Source organism: Streptomyces sp. NPDC018964, from assembly GCF_044390325.1.
Taxonomy (GTDB): Bacteria; Actinomycetota; Actinomycetes; order Streptomycetales; family Streptomycetaceae; genus Streptomyces.
On the sequence record NZ_JBIRYZ010000001.1, the window covers coordinates 224,015 to 241,971 of the forward strand.

Annotated in this window: 18 protein-coding genes; 6 read left to right on the top strand and 12 right to left on the bottom strand. The window is 72.1% G+C overall.

Features of this window, described 5'->3' with window-relative positions:
• Nucleotides 1–124 precede the first annotated feature (124 nt).
• From ACH5AO_RS00900 to ACH5AO_RS00920, 5 genes are read right to left on the bottom strand one after another with little or no spacing between them, the layout of a single operon-like run.
• The gene (locus tag ACH5AO_RS00900; protein WP_398920394.1) at nucleotides 125–1,075 is read right to left on the bottom strand and encodes a VOC family protein; all 951 of its coding nucleotides are present in this window, start codon (nucleotides 1,073–1,075) and stop codon (nucleotides 125–127) included.
• Nucleotides 1,056–2,171 carry a 4-oxalomesaconate tautomerase gene (locus ACH5AO_RS00905; protein ID WP_398920396.1) on the bottom strand — a complete coding sequence of 372 codons (1,116 nt, stop codon included), beginning with the start codon at nucleotides 2,169–2,171 and terminating at the stop codon, nucleotides 1,056–1,058. The genes ACH5AO_RS00900 and ACH5AO_RS00905 overlap by 20 nt, the downstream gene beginning before the upstream one ends.
• Complete coding sequence (locus tag ACH5AO_RS00910) at nucleotides 2,168–2,875, bottom strand: 4-carboxy-4-hydroxy-2-oxoadipate aldolase/oxaloacetate decarboxylase (protein ID WP_398920398.1); 708 nt, start codon at nucleotides 2,873–2,875, stop codon at nucleotides 2,168–2,170. Before ACH5AO_RS00910 ends, ACH5AO_RS00905 begins: the two co-directional genes overlap by 4 nt.
• Nucleotides 2,872–3,624, bottom strand: a complete 753-nt coding sequence (locus tag ACH5AO_RS00915; RefSeq protein ID WP_398920399.1) for a PIG-L deacetylase family protein — start codon at nucleotides 3,622–3,624, stop codon at nucleotides 2,872–2,874. The genes ACH5AO_RS00910 and ACH5AO_RS00915 overlap by 4 nt, the downstream gene beginning before the upstream one ends.
• A 48-nt stretch (nucleotides 3,625–3,672) precedes the next feature.
• Nucleotides 3,673–4,323, bottom strand: coding sequence for a GntR family transcriptional regulator (locus ACH5AO_RS00920; protein ID WP_398920401.1), 651 nt, complete (start codon nucleotides 4,321–4,323; stop codon nucleotides 3,673–3,675).
• A gap of 188 nt (nucleotides 4,324–4,511) precedes the next feature.
• Here ACH5AO_RS00920 and ACH5AO_RS00925 point away from each other — a divergent pair, with 188 nt between their 5' ends.
• On the top strand, nucleotides 4,512–5,663 hold the full coding sequence (locus ACH5AO_RS00925) for a Gfo/Idh/MocA family protein (protein ID WP_398920403.1): 1,152 nt from the start codon (nucleotides 4,512–4,514) through the stop codon (nucleotides 5,661–5,663).
• Between the two features lie 216 nt (nucleotides 5,664–5,879).
• Here ACH5AO_RS00925 and ACH5AO_RS00930 read toward each other — a convergent pair whose 3' ends face one another.
• Complete coding sequence (locus ACH5AO_RS00930; RefSeq protein ID WP_398920405.1) at nucleotides 5,880–6,494, bottom strand: TMEM175 family protein; 615 nt, start codon at nucleotides 6,492–6,494, stop codon at nucleotides 5,880–5,882.
• Between the two features lie 53 nt (nucleotides 6,495–6,547).
• A complete protein-coding gene (locus tag ACH5AO_RS00935) occupies nucleotides 6,548–7,582 on the bottom strand; it encodes a LacI family DNA-binding transcriptional regulator (RefSeq protein WP_398920406.1) in 1,035 nt (344 codons plus the stop codon).
• Between the two features lie 107 nt (nucleotides 7,583–7,689).
• Here ACH5AO_RS00935 and ACH5AO_RS00940 point away from each other — a divergent pair, with 107 nt between their 5' ends.
• From ACH5AO_RS00940 to ACH5AO_RS00950, 3 genes are read left to right on the top strand one after another with little or no spacing between them, the layout of a single operon-like run.
• Nucleotides 7,690–8,865, top strand: coding sequence for a phytanoyl-CoA dioxygenase family protein (locus ACH5AO_RS00940; protein WP_398920408.1), 1,176 nt, complete (start codon nucleotides 7,690–7,692; stop codon nucleotides 8,863–8,865).
• 18 nt (nucleotides 8,866–8,883) lie between these two features.
• Nucleotides 8,884–9,660 carry an SDR family oxidoreductase gene (locus ACH5AO_RS00945; protein WP_398920410.1) on the top strand — a complete coding sequence of 259 codons (777 nt, stop codon included), beginning with the start codon at nucleotides 8,884–8,886 and terminating at the stop codon, nucleotides 9,658–9,660.
• A 53-nt stretch (nucleotides 9,661–9,713) separates the two neighbouring features.
• A complete protein-coding gene (locus ACH5AO_RS00950; RefSeq protein WP_398920412.1) occupies nucleotides 9,714–10,718 on the top strand; it encodes a Gfo/Idh/MocA family oxidoreductase in 1,005 nt (334 codons plus the stop codon).
• Between the two features lie 60 nt (nucleotides 10,719–10,778).
• On the opposite strand, the gene ACH5AO_RS00955 is transcribed toward ACH5AO_RS00950, so the two are convergent.
• The 5 genes from ACH5AO_RS00955 to ACH5AO_RS00975 are packed head-to-tail and all read right to left on the bottom strand — an operon-like array spanning nucleotide 10,779 to nucleotide 15,744.
• On the bottom strand, nucleotides 10,779–11,798 hold the full coding sequence (locus ACH5AO_RS00955; RefSeq protein ID WP_398920414.1) for a Gfo/Idh/MocA family protein: 1,020 nt from the start codon (nucleotides 11,796–11,798) through the stop codon (nucleotides 10,779–10,781).
• A 29-nt stretch (nucleotides 11,799–11,827) separates the two neighbouring features.
• Nucleotides 11,828–12,730 (bottom strand): sugar phosphate isomerase/epimerase family protein, encoded by a 903-nt coding sequence (locus tag ACH5AO_RS00960; protein ID WP_398920416.1) that lies wholly within the window; start codon nucleotides 12,728–12,730, stop codon nucleotides 11,828–11,830.
• A 1-nt stretch (nucleotide 12,731) separates the two neighbouring features.
• On the bottom strand, nucleotides 12,732–13,643 hold the full coding sequence (locus ACH5AO_RS00965; RefSeq protein ID WP_398920417.1) for an ATP-binding cassette domain-containing protein: 912 nt from the start codon (nucleotides 13,641–13,643) through the stop codon (nucleotides 12,732–12,734).
• Nucleotides 13,644–13,648: 5 nt separating this feature from the next.
• Nucleotides 13,649–14,725 (bottom strand): ABC transporter permease, encoded by a 1,077-nt coding sequence (locus ACH5AO_RS00970; RefSeq protein ID WP_398920419.1) that lies wholly within the window; start codon nucleotides 14,723–14,725, stop codon nucleotides 13,649–13,651.
• The gene (locus ACH5AO_RS00975) at nucleotides 14,725–15,744 is read right to left on the bottom strand and encodes a sugar ABC transporter substrate-binding protein (RefSeq protein ID WP_398920421.1); all 1,020 of its coding nucleotides are present in this window, start codon (nucleotides 15,742–15,744) and stop codon (nucleotides 14,725–14,727) included. Before ACH5AO_RS00975 ends, ACH5AO_RS00970 begins: the two co-directional genes overlap by 1 nt.
• A gap of 316 nt (nucleotides 15,745–16,060) precedes the next feature.
• Between ACH5AO_RS00975 and iolC the strand changes: the two genes are divergently transcribed.
• Entirely contained in the window at nucleotides 16,061–17,053 is a 993-nt protein-coding gene (gene iolC, locus ACH5AO_RS00980; RefSeq protein ID WP_398920423.1) for a 5-dehydro-2-deoxygluconokinase, read from the top strand.
• A 13-nt stretch (nucleotides 17,054–17,066) separates the two neighbouring features.
• Nucleotides 17,067–17,945 carry a deoxyribose-phosphate aldolase gene (locus tag ACH5AO_RS00985; protein WP_398920425.1) on the top strand — a complete coding sequence of 293 codons (879 nt, stop codon included), beginning with the start codon at nucleotides 17,067–17,069 and terminating at the stop codon, nucleotides 17,943–17,945.
• Nucleotides 17,946–17,957: the final 12 nt, after the last annotated feature.

Sequence of the window (17,957 nt, forward strand, 5' to 3'; positions counted from 1 at the left end):
GCCGGCATTATTACTCCCGACCCCCCCCCCCCCCCCCCCCCCCCCGGGGCCCGCCCCCCCCCCCCCCCCCCCCCCCCCCCCCCCCCCCCCCCCCCCCCCCCCCCCCCCGGTGGCGCGGTCCTCGTCAGGCGACCGGTGGTGTGCCGTGGGTGTGGAACGACGCGATGGTCTTCAGGCCCCAGGCCTGCCCCTTGGCCCGCTCCGCCTCGGTCCAGGTGATCAGCGGCCAGTCGGGGGCCAGCACCAGGCGGGTGAGTGGGTTGCACAGCTCGATGCGGTTGCCGCCCGGCTCGTAGACGTAGAGGAAGAACGTCTGCTGGATGGCGTGCTTGTGCGGGCCCGTCTCGATGAACACGCCGGTGTCGATGGCGAGGTCGGCGGCGCGCAGGATGTCCTCGCGGGTGTCGGCCGCGAAGGCGATGTGGTGCAGCCGCCCGGAGGAACCGGTCCAGTCCTCGGTGTAGACGACGTCGTACGACTTGTCGGTGAAGGTCAGCCAGCGGGCGGCGATCCTCCCGGAGTCGAGCCGGATCTGCTCGGTGGGCCGGGCGCCGAGGAGCTGTTCCTGGAACTCGGCGTTGGCGAGCACGTCGGCGGCGAGGAAGTTGATGTGGTCCAGGCGGCGGACGCCCACGCCCCGGTTGGGTCTGGCCTGCGGCTGGTTCTTCAGCGCCGGCTTCAGCTCCTCGGGGGCCCGGTAGTGCTCGCTCTCCCAGTACAGGGCGTGCTCGTGGCCGTCGGGGTCGGCGGTGAGGTACATCCTGCCGATGCCGGGCTCGTCCTCGACCCACTTCCCGGGCCGGTCCGCCGCCTCCAGGGCGGCCACCCGGCGTTGCAGCGCCTCCTCACTGGAGGTGCGCAGCGCGAGCCGGCCGAGGCCGGGGTGTTCGCGGGCGGTGAGGACCAGGCTGTGGTGTTCGTAGTCGTCGTAGGTGCGCAGGTAGACGGTGTCGCCGGCCTGGCCGTTGACGGTCAGGCCGAGGTAGTCGGTGAAGAAGGCGACGCTGGCGTCCAGGTCGGGCGTGAAGAGCTGGGCGTGGCCGACGTGGGCGATGTCACCGAGCGGCGGAGTCATGGGTGCCTCCAGGGCGTTGTGCGGGGATCGGTGCCGTCTCGGCGGGCCGGGGGAAGACGGTGCCGTCGAAGATCTTGCGCGCGGTGCGTACGACGGCGGTGCGGCGGACCGTGGCGGAGCCGGGGTCGACGTGGACGTCGATCTCCAGGTAGCCGGTGGGGTGTTCGACGCGTACCCGGTCGCCGGAGTCGGGGAGCCGTGCGATCCCCTCCCCCACCCCGCCCGCCACGCGCAGTCCGGCCGCCACGCTCGCGGCGCCCAGGACGCCGATGGAGGTGTGGCAGCGCACCGGGATGAAGGTGCGGGTGGTGACCGCGCCGCCGTGCCGGGGCGGGGCGAGCAGGGTCAGTTTGGGCACGGTGGCGCCCTCGACGTCCCCGAGACCCATCAGGTGCCCGGCGGCCAGCCGGATCTCCTTGAGGCGGTCGGCGAGCGCCGCGTCCCCCTCCAGTTCCGCCGGCGTCTCGTACCCGGTGACCTCCAGCGCCGCCGCCGGGATCAGCACCACCGGCATGCCGTTGTCGACGCAGGTCACCTCGGTGCCGGCGATCGTGTCGCGGGCGTTGCCGGTGGGCAGCAACGGGCCCTCGCCCTGCGGGAACTCGATGACGACCGGGGCGGCCGTGCCCGGCACGCCGGATATCCTGGCGGTGCCGGTGTGGTCGACGCGTCCGCCCGGGGTCGGGAAGGTCGCGACGGCGCGTTCGCCGGTGTTGAGCATGCGGATGCGTACGGACGTCTCGTCGTCCCCGGCGGCCACCAGCCCGCGCTCGACGGCGAACGGGCCCACTCCGGCGAGGATGTTGCCGCAGTTCTGCCGGTCGGTGACCTCGGGTGTGTCCACAGCGACCTGGAGGAACAGGTAGTCGACGTCGACGTCCGGGTCGGCCGAGCGGGAGACCACGGCGACCTTGCTGGTCAGCGGGTGGGCGCCGCCCAGGCCGTCGATCTGGCGCGGGTCGGGACTGCCCATGATCCGCAGCAGCAGGTCGTCACGGGCGGCGGGATCGGCGGGCAGGTCGTCGGCCAGGAAGTAGCCGCCCTTGGAGGTGCCGCCGCGCATCAGCGTGCAGCGCACCCCGTCGGATCCGGTCACGGCCGCTCCCCGGCCGCGTACGCGTCGTACGACTGGTAGGTCACGCCCAGTTGCCTCAGCTTCTCGCGCAGCCCGTAGCGGTCCAGGCCGAGTTGGCCCTCGATGAAGGCGGCGCGGGAGGCGGCCTCCTTGTTCTCCCGGGCCTCGGACGCCTCGGCCGTCTCCCGGGCCTTCTCGCGGGGGACGACCACCACGCCGTCGTCGTCGGCGACGATCACGTCGCCGGGGCGGATGACCTGGCCGTCGACGGCGACCGGCACGTTGACCGAGCCACCGGTGGCCTTGACCGTGCCCTGTGCGGAGACGGCCCGGGACCAGGCGGCGAAGTCCATCTCGCGCAGTTCCTGCGTGTCGCGGATGCCCGCGTTGATGACCAGGCCGCGGACGCCGCGCCGTCGCAGCGCGGTGGCGAACAGTTCGCCGAACATGCCGTCGGTGGACGGGGAGGTGGTGGTGACGACCAGGACGTCGCCCTCGCCGCACTGCTCCACGGCGGCGTGGATCATCAGGTTGTCGCCGGGCCAGGAGAGCACGGTGACCGCGGTGCCCGCGACCCGTACGCCCTGCTGGATCGGCCGCAGCTCCGGTCCGAGCAGCCCGGTGCGGCCCATGGCCTCGCTGATCGTGGCCACGCCGTACCCGGCGAGCGCCTCGACGTCCTTCGCGTCGGCCTTCGGGGGGTCGGTGACGACGACGCCGCTCATGCCAGCTCCTTCGCGATCTGCGGGTACGGGCGCATGAACGCCTCGGCCATGGTCTTGTGCGGCAGGCCCAGGTTGGGGCCCGCGTTGCGCTTGAGCTGGACGCCGCGGCGGACGGCCAGGTCGGTGTAGTAGTCCCACAGGTGCCGCTGCGCGGCGAGGCACTCCATGGCCTTGCGCTTGGTCTCCCACACCTCGGTGATGTCGAGCAGGACCTCGGGCCTGAAGCCGCTCATCTCGGGCTGGTGCGGCTCGAAGTAGAAGACGGGCGGGGCGCCGATGATCTCGCCCTCCCCCGGGTAGCCGATGGCCTGGGCGAGGACGCGGGCCTGGAGCGCCATGCGGTGGGCGGCCGGGTGGTCGCCGTTGTACGGGTCCTCGACGGGGTGGGTGAGCACCACGTCGGGCTGGGTGGCGCGGTAGACCTCGACGAGCCGGTCGGTCAGTTCGGGGGTCTCGGTCAGCGGGTAGTCGCCGGCGTCGAAGAAGCGGACCTCGGCGCCGAGGACGGCGGCGGCCTTCTCCGCCTCCTCCCGGCGTATCGCCTTGATCTCCTCCAGCTTCTTCCCCTCGCGCCAGGCCTTGGCCGACTCACCGCGCTCGCCGAAGGTCAGGCACGCGATGGTGACCTTCTCCCCGCGCGAGGCGGCCAGGGCGACGGCGCCGCCCGCCCGCCACACGAAGTCCCCCGCGTGCGCGGTGACGACGAGCGTCGAACGGGGTACGGGGGCGGGCGCGTTGGCATGCGTCATGACTGAAGATCTCCTTGGTGACAGGTGACGCCCGCCCCGGTGCGTGTGTCAGTCGCGCAGCGCCTCGATCACGCTGGTGAGGTGGGCGCGGACGGCCGCCTCGGCCGCCTGCGGGTCCCTGGCCGCGATCGCCTCGATCATGGCCAGATGCTCGTTCAGGGATTGCTGCGGACGCCCCGGTCGCAGCGCCAACTGGAAGCGGTGCCGCACCAGTTGGGCGTTGAGCCGCTCCAGGAGCTCCACGGCCGTCATCTGGCCGGAGAACTCCCGGATCCTGGCGTGGAGTTCGTGGTTGAGCTCCGAGTAGGTGAGCGGTTCGCCGTCGGCCACGGCCTTGCGCATCGCCGCGCCCAGGTCCTTGAGCTCGGTGACCTGTGCGTCGGTGACGGCGGCCGCCGCCTTCGCCGCGCAGAGACCTTCGAGGACCAGGCGGCATTCGGTGATGGCGACCGCTTCCTCCACGGTCACCACCCGCACCCGTGAACCACGGTTGCGGATCCGTTCCACGAGCCCCTGGGACTCCAGCTCGATCAGCGCGGCCCGGATGCTGGCCCGGGTCACGCCGAACTGCTCGGCGAGTTCGTTCTCCACCAGCCGCTGCGCCGGCGCCATCTCGCCGCGCAGGATCGCCTCCCGCAGCTGCCCGAGCGCAAGCTGTCTGGCCTGCTCCCCGGTGCCCGGACGGGCTTGGTTCGGCATGGTCGCCCTCCCTGAGTGAGTGCCTGTCGAACGTAAATCTAGCCAAACAAGATTGTCAACAATTTTGTTCGCCGTATTGCGGTGGTCGCTTCCGGCGCGTGGATTGTCCTGTCAAACGGTTGACATGACGGCGGGTGCCCGCAGAAGGTGAGCGGGCAGGACACGGACCGGGCCGGAGAGAGGCTTTCATGCTGGACGCACTGGGTGTCGCCGTCGTCGGATTCGGCTGGATGGGGCGGGTGCACACCCAGGCGTACGCACGCGTGCGGCACCACTATCCGCAGCTCCCCCTCCGCCCCGAACTGGTCACGGTCGCCGAGGAGGTGCCGGGCCGGGCCGAGGAGGCCGCCGCGCAGTTCGGCTTCGCCTCGACGACCCGCGACTGGCGGGAGGTGGCCGCCGACCCCCGGGTGCGGGCCGTCAGCATCACCGCCCCGAACTTCCTGCACCGCGAGATCGGTGTCGCGATGGCCGAGGCCGGCAAGCACCTCTGGATCGAGAAGCCGGTGGGCCTGGGCGCGGACGACGCCCGCGCGGTCGCGGACGCGGTCGCCAAGGCCGGGGTCCAGGGGACGGTCGGCTTCAACTACCGCAACGCGCCCGCCGTGGAGGCGGCCCGCGAGCTGATCGCCTCCGGTGAGATCGGCACGGTCACCCATGTCCGCATCCGGCTCTTCAGCGACTACGCGGCCCATCCCGAGGGCGCCTTGACCTGGCGCTACGAGCGGGAGCGCGGGGGCAGCGGGGTGCTCGGCGACCTGGCCTCGCACGGCGTGGACCTGGCCCGCTTCCTGCTCGGCGACATCGCCTCGCTGACCGCGGACACGGCGGTCTTCCTGCCCGAGCGGGCCCGGCCCGTCGGCGCCACGGCCGGTCACTCCCGCGCGGCCGGCGGTGAACTCGGCCCGGTGGAGAACGAGGACTACGTCAACTGCCTGCTGCGGTTCGCCTCCGGCGCGCGCGGGGTGCTGGAGGCGTGCCGGGTGTCGGTCGGCGAGCAGAACAACTACGGCTTCGAGGTGCACGGTACGCGGGGGGCGGTGTTCTGGGACTTCCGGCGGATGAACGAACTGGGCGTCAGCAGGGGGACCGCCTACCAGGACCAGCCCGTCAGCACGGTCTACGTCGGCCCGGGGCACGGGGAGTTCGGGGCGTTCCAGCCGGGGGCGGCGAACTCCATGGGGTACGACGACCTGAAGGTGATCGAGGCGTACCGGTTCCTGCGCTCCGTCGCGGAGGGGGTTCCGTACGGGGCCACTCTTGCCGACGCCGTGCACAGTGCGGCGGCGCTGGACGCGATGGCGCGGTCGGCGGAGAGCGGGGCGTGGGTGGTGCTCTGACGTTTCCTCGCCCCCGCCGCCCCTTCCCGTCCCGTCCTTCAAGGGGCGCTGCCCCTTCGACCCCGACGTGCGGGTGGGTGGGGGTTGCTCGCGCAGTTCCCCGCGCCCCTATAGGGGCGCGGGGCTGTGCTGACATGCGGCTCCGCCGCGTGGGCGCATGGGGGTCTGAGGGCGCAGCCCTCAGGGAAGGGGCGGCGGGGGCGAGGAAAAGGAGCGTCATCCCGCCCGGGCGTTCTCGCGTCGGCCCAGCCACACCTTCACCGGTACCAGCACCAGCCACCACCACATGGCGGCGGGCCCGACGGCCAGGGCGAGCGGGACGGTCACCAGGAACACCGTCACCGTCGCCCCCAGATCGACGGCGCGGAGCCGCTCGTCCCGCACGGGCGCGGTCCCGCCGCGCAGCCAGGGGCGCCGGACGACGAGGGCGGCCAGCGCCAGGTGGACGGCGCCGAGCGAGGCCACCGTCACCGCGTAGATGATCACCGGGGCGCGTTCGTCGCCGTACTCGGAGACCAGCGCGGTCGGGAACGGCAGCAGGGCCGCGATGCCCAGACCGAGCAGGGTCAGCGAGATCACGTGCCCGTCCACCTGCCGGACCGTGCGGAAGATCGCCCGGTGGTCGCGCCAGAAGCCGCCCAGCACCGCCAGGCTGATCCCGTAGGCACCCAGACTGGGCACCGTGTCGCCCAGGGCCTGGTGGAACTCCTCGGAGTCCAGTCCTTGCGGCACGGAGATGTCCAGGACCAGCAGGGTGATGGCGATGGCGAACACACCGTCGGCGAGCGCGATCAGCCGCTCGGGCCCGCCTTCCGGGGTCGGTTTCCTCATGCGCACGACGGTAGGCAGGCCCGGCCCGGGGCACGGGGTTACACGCCCGGCCGTCACCCCGCCGGCATCGGGGGCGGCATGTTGTAAGGGGTCACCACCTGGACGGCGGAGGGGAGGGTGGGCCCGGCGGGCGGCAGGGCGCCGTGGGCGCGCATCACCAGGTGGCAGGCCTCGCGCAGGTCGTGGCGCAGGTCGTGGTGGAGCACGGCGGACAGCCGGTGCTCCCGCAGCAGTCGGGTGTTGTCGTGGTCGAGGTCGTGCGCGACGAACACCGCGCACTCGCGTCCGGCGTCCTCGAAGGCGCGCAGGGTCGCGATGTTGCCGCCGCCGATCGAGTAGACCGCGCGGATCCCCGGGTCGCGTTCCAGGGCGGCCCGGACCAGGTCGTACTGGGTGGCGTCCAGGCCCTGGCCCTCCGCGATCTCGACGAGGGTCCGCCCGGGGAACCGGGCGCGCATGGTGGCGCGGAACCCCATCTCGCGCTCCTCCTCGTTGCGGAAGGAGCCGCTGGAGAGACTGGTCAGCACATTGCCCGGCCGGTCCCCCAGCCACTGCCCCATCAGATACGCGGCGGTCGCGCCCGCCGCGCGGTTGTCGCTGCCGACGTGGCCGATCCGGGCGCTCGCGGGCAGGTCCGTCACCAGGGTCACCACGGGGATCCCGGCCGCCGCGAGCCGGCCGACGGCGGCGGTGACCTCGGGGACGTCCGGGGCCTTGAGGAGTACGCCCTGGGAGCCGCGCCGGCCGATCCGGTCCAGGACGGCGACCAGTTCCCCCGCCGGGCCCGTCTCCCGGAAGTGGAAGCGGGAGCGGACCACCGCCGGGTGCAGGGAAGGCAGTTCGGCCTCCAGCGCGGCCCGGACGGCCGTCGAGAACCGCTCCGGCGACTGCATCACGATGTCCACCATGAACGTCCGGCCGACCAGCCGGACCTGGGTGCGCTGCCGGTCCAGGTCGGCGATCGCCAGGCGCACCTCCCGCGCGGTGCTCTCCCGCACTCCGCCCCGGCCGTTGAGGACCCGGTCCACCGTGGCCTCGCTCAAACCGGCCTGACGTGCGATTTCCCGGATCGGGAAGGGATGGCCCACATCCGCTCCTGAGGGGTTTTTGATGGCTCGCTGCTGGTTGTTCGAAGGGTTTGTACTGACAAGAATGACATCAGCCGCGTCGCTCCGTGACCCGAAGGGACGGCCCCATGTCAGCCTCCACCCACCAGCGGACGCCCGTTCCGGCCGCCTGGCTGTCCGAGCGGGACTGCGACCTGGACGCCTTCCGCGCACTGGTCGAGCAGCCGACCGACCTCGACGCCTACCCGCACGCCAGTGACGTCGAGCGGAACGTGCTGCTGTACGACGCCGACCGGCTCGCCCTCGCCGACCACCGTGCCGTCCAGGCCGAGCTGGTACGCGCGTTCGCGGACGGCCCCGGCATCGTGGTGATCCGCGGGGCCTTCACCGACCCGGCGGTGGTGGACCGGACCACCGCCGTGTTCGACGCCCTGATCGCCGAACAGCGCGCCTCGGGCGCCGCGGCCGGCGACCACTTCGCCAAACCGGGCGCCAACGACCGGGTGTGGAACGCCCTGGAGAAGGCGGCCCTGTACGACCCCGAGGCGTTCGCCGACTACTACGCCAACGAGGTGATCGCGCTGGTCTCCTCGGCCTGGCTCGGCCCCGGCTACCAGATCACCTCCCAGGTCAACGTGGTCAATCCGGGCGGCGCGGCGCAGACCGTGCACCGCGACTACCACCTCGGGTTCCTCTCCGACGAGGCCGCCTCCGCCTACCCGGCGCACGTGCACCGCCTCTCCCCCGTGCTCACCCTCCAGGGCGCGGTGGCCCACTGCGACATGCCCGTCGAGTCCGGGCCCACGCTGTACCTGCCGCACTCGCAGAAGTACGAGCCGGGCTACCTCGCCTGGCGGCTGCCGGAGTTCCGGGCGTACTTCGAGGAGCACCACGTGCAACTGCCGCTCGCCAAGGGCGACGCGGTGTTCTTCAACCCGGCGCTCTTCCACGCCGCCGGCGCCAACCGCTCGGCGGACATCCGGCGCATGGCCAACCTGCTCCAGGTGTCGTCGGCGTTCGGCCGGGCGATGGAGACGGTGGACCGCGAGGCGGTGGTGGGCGCCGTGTACCCGGTGCTCCTCAAGCGGCGGGGCGAGGGCGCCGGCGAGCGGTGGCTGGAGAACGTGATCGCGGCGAGCGCCGAAGGCTACCCCTTCCCCACCAACCTCGACAGCGACCCGCCTGTCGAGGGCCTGGCCCCGCCCTCGCAGGCCGACGTCGTGCGCCGGGCGCTGCGCGAGGGCTGGACCGCGCGGACCCTGCGGGGCGAACTGCGGGCCGGCGCCAAGCGGCGCGAGAGCTGAGAGGAGCCGGACGCAGGCATGGGACTCCTCGACGACAAGGCCGTCCTCGTCAACGGCGGCAGTCAGGGCGTCGGCGCGGCCGTCGCGCGGGCCGCGGTCCGCGAGGGGGCGGTCGTGGCCGTGAGCGGGCGGCGCCCGGAGCCCGGTGAGGCGCTGGTGGCCGAACTGACCGCCGCGGGCGGCAAGGCGATGTTCGTACGGGCCGACCTGGCGGACGCCGAACAGGCCACGGCGTGTGTCGCGCGGGTGGTGGAGGCGTACGGGCGGATCGACTGCCTGGTCAACTCCGCGGGACTCACCTCGCGCGGGACGCTGCTCGACACCACGCCCGAGCTGTTCGACCAGCACATCGCGGTCAACCTCAAGGCGCCGTTCTTCGCCATGCAGGCCGCCGTCGCCGACATGGTGCGGCGAGCGGCGCCCGGCACGGTCGTCAACGTCATCACCTCCTCCGCGCACGGCGGGCAGCCGTTCCTGGCGCCGTACGTCGCCGCGAAGGCGGGGCTGATCGGCCTCACGCGGAACGCGGCGCACGCCCACCGCTGGGACCGGATCCGGATCAACGGCCTGAACATCGGCTGGACCGCCACCGAGGGCGAGGACGCCACCCAGCGCGCCTTCCACGGCGCCGGGGACGACTGGCGCGAGCAGGCCGCCGCGCGGCTGCCGATGGGCAGGCTCGGCCAACCGGACGAGATCGCCGACTTCGTGGTCCTGCTGCTCTCCGACCGTTCCGGTGTGGTCACCGGCTCCGTGATCGACTGGGACCAGAACGTCCTCGGCGGCCTCGACTGACCTCCCCGCACACCCCGCTCGTACGCACCCGCAAGCAAGGAGCACCGTCCCCCATGCGCATCGGAATCCTCGGCCTCGGCCGCATCGGCGCCTTCCACGCCGAGACCCTCTCCGGGCTCGGCGCCGTCGAGTCCCTCGTCGTCTCCGACCCGTTCGCGGACGCCGCGAAGGCCGCCGCCGAACGGTTCGGCGCCGAGGTCGCGGACTCCCCCGAGGCCCTGCTCGCGGCCGGGGTGGACGGCGTGGTCGTCGCCGCCGCGACCGACGCCCACCCGGCGCTGATCCTCGCCTGTGTGGAGGCGGGCGTGCCCGTCTTCTGCGAGAAGCCGGTGGCCCGCACGATGGCCGAGGGGGTGGCGGTGCTGAAGGCGGTCGAGGGCCGGGACGTGCCGGTCCAGATCGGCTTCAACCGCCGCTTCGACGCCGGCTTCACCGCCGCGCGGGCGGCCGTGCGGAGCGGGGAGCTGGGCACGCTGCACACCGTGCGCTCGACGACGCTGGACCCGGCGCCGCCGCCGGCCGCGTACGTCGCCGCGTCCGGGGGCATCTTCCGGGACTGCTCGGTGCACGACTTCGACATCATCCGCTGGGTGACCGGCCGCGAGGTGGCCGAGGTGTACGCGGCCGGCGGCAACCGGGGCGCCGACTACATCCGGGAGGCGGGCGACGCCGACACCACCGGCGCGGTCCTCACCCTCGACGACGGCACCCTCGCGGTGGTCTCCAACAGCCGCCACAACGGGCGCGGTCACGACGTCCGCATGGAGATCCACGGCTTCGCCGACTCCATCGCGGTGGGGCTGGAGGACAAGCTGCCGCTGCGGTCGGTGGAGCCGGGCACGACCTTCCCGGCGGGCACCCCGCACGACTTCTTCATGGACCGGTTCACCGCCGCCTACCGCGCCGAACTGGCCGCGTTCACCGAGGTCGTGGCCGGTGTCATCCCCTCGCCGTGCACGGTCGCGGACGCCCTGGAGGCGGGCTGGATCGCCGAGGCGTGCACCCTGTCGCTGCGCGAGCACCGTCCCGTCACCGTCGCGGAGGTACGGCAGGCCTGAGCGGGTCCGGCCGGGCCCCCGCGCACCGGAATCCCGGGAACCGCGCGGGCGGGCCCGCCGTCACCGGTACAGCGCGGGTTTCTCCACCAGGTCGACCTCCACCCGGCCACCCTCCTCCAGCGCCCGCACCCCCGCCTCGCACACGGCCGCCGCGGCGTAGCCGTCCCACGTGCCGGGGCCGGTGATCTCGCCGCGCCGGGTCGCGTCGACCCAGGCCTGGACCTCGTCGTCGTAGGCCTGGGCGAAGCGTTCGGTCCAGTCCTGGGGGATGGTGCCGCCCCAGTGGCCGGCCGTGTGGGTGATGAGGGCGTGGCCGTCGCCGATGCGGGCGGTGCCGTGTTCGCAGACCACCTCGGCCTGTACCTGGTAGCCGAAGCCGCAGTTGACGAAGATCTCGACGTCGCTGAGCGCGCCGCCGTCGGTCTCCAGGACGACGAACTGCGGGTCGGCCAGTCCTTCGGGGGCGCCGGAGGAAGGGGTGGGGCGCAGGACCGTGACGGCGGTGATCTCGTGGCCGAGGAGCCAGCGGGTGGCGTCCACCTCGTGGGCCACCGAGTCGGTGACGAGCATGGCGCTGGTGAAGAAGGGCGCGCTGGACACGTTGCGGTGCCGGTTGTGCAGCATCAGCGGGCGGCCCAGCCTGCCGGTGGAGAGCAGTTCCTTCAGCTTCACGTACTCGGTGTCGTAGCGGCGCATGAAGCCGACCTGGACCCGGCGGTGGCCGAGGGCCTGCTCGGCCTCCATGACGCGCAGGGCGGAGGCCGCGTCGGGGGTGAGCGGCTTCTCGCACAGGACGGGCAGGTCGTGTGCGAACGCGGTGAGCAGGGCGGCCTCGTGGGCCGGCCCGGAGGAGGCGACGAGCACGGCGTCGACGTCGGCCGCCGCCATCGCGGCGGCCGGGTCGGTGTGGGCGGTGCAGCCGTCGACGCCCGCGGCGACGGCCTCGGCCCGTTCGGCGTCGACGTCCACGACGGCGGTGACCCGCGCGCCGCTGACGACCCGGTCGATGCGGCGTACGTGGTCGGCGCCCATCCGGCCGGCCCCGATGACGGCGACGCGCAGCGGCTCTCGCCGGTCCATGGCTCTCGCCTCCCCCTTCGTCGGGCTCGTCAGGCGCCGCAGGAGCGGAGGAACTGGCGGGTGCGTACGGCGATGGGGAGCGGCTTGTCCGGCTCGCAGGGGTACATGTCCTGCTCGACGATCGCGAACAGGTCCACGCCCAGCTTCTGCGCGGCCGTGAGCACCGGGCCCAGCTCGGGGACGCCGGCGGGCGGCTCGCACATCACCCCGCGCTGCACGGCCGGCCCGAACGGGACCCCGTTCCCGACGACGTCGGCGAGGATCTCCGGGTCGACCTGCTTGAGGTGGAGGTAGCCGATGCGTTCGCCGTAGGTCTCGATCAGCTTGACGCTGTCGCCGCCGCAGTAGGCGTAGTGGCCGGTGTCCAGGCAGAGGTTGACCAGGCCGGAGTCGGTCGAGTCGAGGAAGCGCTCGACGTGCTCCTCGGTGTCGATGTGGGTGTCGGCGTGCGGGTGGACGACGATGTCCAGGCCGTACGTGTCCTTCACCTCGCGGCCGAGGCGTTCCATGCCCCGGGTGAGGTGGCCCCACTGCTCGGTGGTGAGCTCCGGGGGTTCCAGGATCTCGGCGGTCTTGTCGTCGCGCCAGAAGGACGGGATCACGACGAGGTGCTTCGCGTCCATGGCCTGGGTGAGGGCGGCGACGCGGCTGACCTGTTCCCAGGTGGTGTCCCACTCGGAGGGGCCGCGGTGCAGACCGCAGAAGATGGTGCCGGCGGAGACCTTGAGGTCGCGCTTCTTCACCTCGTCGGCGAGGCGGGCCGGGTCGGTGGGGAGGTAGCCGTAGGGGCCGAGTTCGATCCAGGAGTAGCCGGCCTCGGCGACCTCGTCGAGGAAGCGCTGCCAGGGCACCTGCCGCGGGTCGTCGGGGAACCAGACGCCCCAGGAGTCGGGGGCGGAACCGACACGGATGCGGTCGAGCGCGAGGGCCATGTCAGGACTTTCCTTCCGGGGTTGCGGCCACGGGGGCCTGGAGGTCGCCCTCCTCGGGGAGTTCCTCGGTGTCGACGCCGCCGACCTGCGCCAGCTCGTGCTTGAGGGCGGCCAGTTCGGCGCCGCCCGCCATGTGGTTGGTCAGCTCCTCGAGGCCGACCTCGCTGCGGTCGGCGCTGAGTTCCACGGTGCCCAGGCGCAGCACGCTGAAGTGGTCGCCGACCATGTAGGCGTGGTGCGGGTTGTGGGTGATGAAGATGACGCCGAGGCCGCGGTCGCGGGCCATCGCGATGTACTTGAGCACCACGCCGGACTGCTTGACTCCGAGGGCGGCCGTCGGCTCGTCCAGGATCAGCACCCGCGCGCCGAAGTAGACGGCGCGGGCGATGGCGACGCACTGGCGCTGGCCGCCTGAGAGCGTGCCGATGGGCTGCTCCAGGTCGTCCAGGACGATGCCCATGTTGCGCAGTTCCTCGTCGGCGGTCCGCTTCATGCGGTCGATGTCGAGGCGGCGGACGGGCCAGGGGCCCTTGGTCATCTCGGAGCCGAGGAAGAAGTTCCGCCACACCGGCATCAGCGGGACGACCGCGAGGTCCTGGTAGACGGTGGCGATGCCCTTGTCGAGGGCCTCGCGCGGGGTGGAGAAGCGCACCGGCTCGCCGTCGACGAGGAACTCGCCCTCGGTGTGCTGGTGCAGACCGGAAATGATCTTGATGAGGGTGGACTTGCCCGCGCCGTTGTCGCCGAGGACACAGGTCACCCTGGACGGGTGGACGGTGAGGTCGACGCCGTGCAGGGCGCGGATGTTGCCGTAGGACTTGCCGGCTCCGCGGAGTTCGACCAGGGGGCGGTCGCCGTCGGGGGCGGTGTCCTTGAGGACGGAGCCGTGGGTGCCGGGGGTCTTGTCGGTCATTGCGGTCACCTCCGGGTCGCCTGGCGCTGGACCCACAGATTGATGAGGACGGCGCCGAGCAGCATCACGCCGAGGAAGGCCTTGAACCAGTCCGGGTTCCAGCCGGCGTAGACGATGCCCTGCTGCACCATGCCGAACATGAAGGCGCCGAAGACCGGGCCGATCGCGCTGCCGGCGCCGCCGGTCAGCAGACAGCCGCCGATGACGGCGGCGGCGATGTAGATGAGCTCCTGGCCCACTCCCTCGCCGGACTGCACGGTGTTGAAGGAGAACAGGTTGTGCATGCCGACGAACCAGGCGCCGAAGCCGACCAGCATGAACAGGGAGATCTTGGTGAAGGTGACGGGGACGCCGACCGCGCGGGCGCTGTCCTGGTTGCCGCCGACGGCGAAGATCCAGTTGCCGTACTTGGTGCGCAGCAGCACCCAGGTGGCGAGGGCGGCGAAGACGAGCCACCACACCACGGTGATCTTCACCTGGACGCCGGCGACCTCGAAGCCGGAGGCGAAGATCGCCTTGGCCTGGTCGAAGCCGTCCATGTCGCTGATGCTGTCGGTGGCGACGTTGCCGGTGACCAGCTTGGTCACCGCCAGGTTCACGCCCTGGAGGATCAGGAAGGTGCCGAGGGTGACGAGGAAGCTGGGCAGCCCGGTCCGTACCAGCATCCAGCCGTTGAACGCGCCGATGCCCAGGGAGACCGCCAGGGCGACGATCACGCCCATCCACACGTTCAGGGTGAGCTGGTAGCTGAGCATGCTCGCGGTCAGTGCCGAGGTGACGACGGCGACGCCGGACGAGAGGTCGAACTCCCCGCCGATCATCAGCAGGGCCACGGGCAGCGCCATGATCCCGATGACCGACGACTGGTACAGGATGTTCGCCATGGAGCTGCCGTCCCGCACCGGCGGCGCGGCGAACAGGAAGAACACCATGACGGCCACGGCCCCGAGGAACACGCCGACCTCGGGCCGGGCGAGCAGGCGCAGCGCCGGCGAGCGCCGCACGGTGCGGCCGTCGGTCTGTTTCGGGCCGGGGGCCGGCGGTGTGCTCACCGCCGGCTCAGCCTGTGGGGCCATGCTCATCACCGGGTGCCCTTCGCGGCGTACCCGGAGACCGCGTCGACGTTGGACTTGTCGACGAACGCCGGGCCGGTGAGCACCGGCTGCTCACCGCCGCCGCTGTAGTTGCCGTTGTTCTCGTAGAGCCACAGGCCGTCGACGGCGAGGTAGCCCTGGAGGTAGGGCTGCTGGTCCACGGCGAACTCGATGTCGCCGGCCTCGATCGCCTTGGTCAGCTCCTTGTTGAGGTCGAAGGTGGCGACCTTCGCCTTGCTGCCCGCGTCGCCCACCGACTGCACCGCGGTCGGCGCGAAGGGCGCGCCGAGGGTGACGACGTAGTCGATGGCGGAGTCCTGCTTCAGCTTCGCGGTGATCGTCGACTTCACCGACGGCATGTCGGTGCCGTTGACGTTGAGGATCTGGGTCTCGCCCTCGAAGGTCTTCTTCACCCCGTCGCACCGCTGGGTCAGGCCGACGTTGCCCTGCTCGTGGACGACGCAGACCGTGTTCTTCGCGCCGACCTCGTTCAGCTTCTTGCCGAACGCCTCGCCCGCCACGGACTCGTCCTGGCCGAAGAACTCCAGCAGGCCGAGGTCCTTCCAGTCGCTCAGACCGGAGTTGAGACCGACGACGGGGATGCCGGCCGCGTCCGCCTTGGCTATGACCTCCTTGAGCGCGTCCGGCTTGGCGAGGGTGACGGCGATGCCGTCGACCTTCTGGTCGATCGCGTTCTGCACCAGGGTGGCCTGGTTGCCGGCGTTGGGGTCGGCCGAGTAGACCAGGTCGACGTTGTCCTTGGCGGCCGCGGCCTCGGCGCCCTTGCGGACGATGTCCCAGAAGGTGTCACCGGGCGCCTGGTGGGTGACCAGGGCGACCTTCATGCGGGGCGTGTTCGCCTTGCCCGCGGAGGCGTCCGCTCCGCCTTCCTCCGACTCCTTGCCGCCGGAACCGCTGGAGCATCCGGCGAGGGTCAGGGCAGCTGCCGCTGCGACCGCGACGAACTGCGCGATTCTGCGGGAGCGGGTGTGCGAAGAGCGGTCCATCTGTCCTGCACCTCACTGTGCTACGCGGGGAAAGGGCGGGAGTCCGAGGATCCGGTGCCCGGAACCTCGGAAGTCCGGGAGTGCGCCATGGAACACGGCGGTTCATGCTGGGACGCGATCCAATCCCCAGAACCGTCCGCTGTCAATACTTTGTTAAGACATCATTTCACTAACTAGTCCGAATGTAAGTACAAACTATTGACAGCGTCGCCCTTCGAGACCTACACCTGGGAGGCGGCAGGTCCCCGGAATCCATCCCCACCGTGGCAGGGCGCCCCGGGACCCGCATCCCCAGCTGCTCGAGGAGCGTCGCTCAATGGCCCACTCACCACAGTATTTCGACCTGATCACCATGGGGCGCATCGGGGTCGATCTTTATCCACTGGAGACCGGCGTTCCGTTGTCACGGGTGGAGACGTTCGGGAAATTCCTGGGCGGATCGGCCGCGAATGTCGCGGTGGCGGCCGCCCGGATGGGCCGTTCCACGGCGCTGATCACCCGCACCGGTGACGACCCCTTCGGCACCTTCCTGCACGAGGCGCTCAGGGAGTTCGGCGTGGACGACCGCTGGGTCACGCCGGTCGCCGCGCATCCCACGCCGGTCACCTTCTGCGAGATCTTCCCGCCGGACGACTTCCCGCTGTACTTCTACCGCCTCCCCAAGGCCCCCGACCTGGAGATCCGCGCCGACGAGCTGGACCTGGCCGCCGTACGCGCGGCCGGGATCTTCTGGGTCACCGGCACCGGCCTGAGCGAGGATCCCAGCCGCTCGGCCACGTTCGCCGCCCTGGAGGCGCGGGGCGGGTCCGGCACCACCGTCTTCGACCTGGACTGGCGCCCCATGTTCTGGCGCGACCCGGAGCAGGCCCGCCCGTACTACCGCGAGGCGCTGCGCCACGCCACGGTCGCCGTCGGCAACCTCGACGAGTGCGAGGTCGCCACCGGTGTGCGCGAGCCCGAGGCCTGCGCCGAGGCGCTGCTGGCGGCCGGGGTGGAGCTGGCCGTGGTCAAGCAGGGCCCGAGGGGCGTGCTCGCCGTGCACCGCGACGGCACCCGGGCCGAGGTGCCCCCGGTGCCGGTCGAGGTGGTCAACGGCCTCGGCGCGGGCGACGCCTTCGGCGGCTCGCTCTGCCACGGCCTGCTGGCCGGCTGGGGCCTGGAGAAGACCATGCGCCACGCCAACGCCGCCGGCGCCCTCGTCGCCTCGCGCCTCGCCTGTTCGTCCGCCATGCCGACCGGGCCGGAGGTCGCGGACCTCCTCACGCGGGCCGCGTCGCCCGGCGCGGCGGACCTGCCGAGCCAGTCCTGAACGGAGCCCTTCCATGAACCTCAGCATCCCCGACCTCACCACGGTCCGGGCCCGCAATCCGGAGGCCGTCGCCGAGGCCGCCGCCCGCCGGGCACGGCGCCCGCTGATCGGCGACAGCGGGCGGCTGATGATCGTGGCCGCCGACCACCCCGCCCGGGGCGCGCTCGGCATCGGCGACCGCCGACTGGCCATGGCCCACCGCACCGACCTGCTGGAACGTCTCTGCACCGCGCTGTCCCGCCCGGGCGTCGACGGCGTGCTGGCCACCGCCGACATCCTGGAGGACCTGCTGCTCCTCGGGGCGCTGGAGAACAAGGTCGTCATGGGCTCGATGAACCGCGGCGGCCTGGCCGGCGCGTCCTTCGAGATGGACGACCGCTTCACCGGCCACCGCGCGCAGGACATCGCCCGGCTGGGCTTCGACGCCGGCAAGCTGCTGGTCCGCATCGACTACGACGACCCGGGCTCGCTGACCACCCTGGAGTCCGCCGCCCGCGCCGTCGACGCCATGGCCGAACACCGGCTGCCGGTCTTCGTGGAGCCGTTCATATCGCGCCGGGGCGCGGACGGCCGGGTCCGCAACGACCTGTCCGCCGAGGCCGTCACCCGCTCCATCGCCATCGCCTCCGGGCTGGGAGGCACCTCCGCCTACACCTGGCTGAAGCTCCCCGTCACCGACGACGTCGACGCCATGCCGGAGGTGCTGGGGGCCTCCACGCTCCCCGTCGTCCTGCTCGGCGGCGAGGTCGGCGACCAGGAGGCGGCGTACGAGCGGTGGGGCAAGGCGCTGCGGCTGCCCACCGTGATGGGGATGGTCGTCGGCCGCTCGCTGCTCTACCCGGCCGAGGGCAGTGTGGAGACGGCGGTCGACACGGCCGTCGGCCTGTTGTGAGAAGCCCGTACG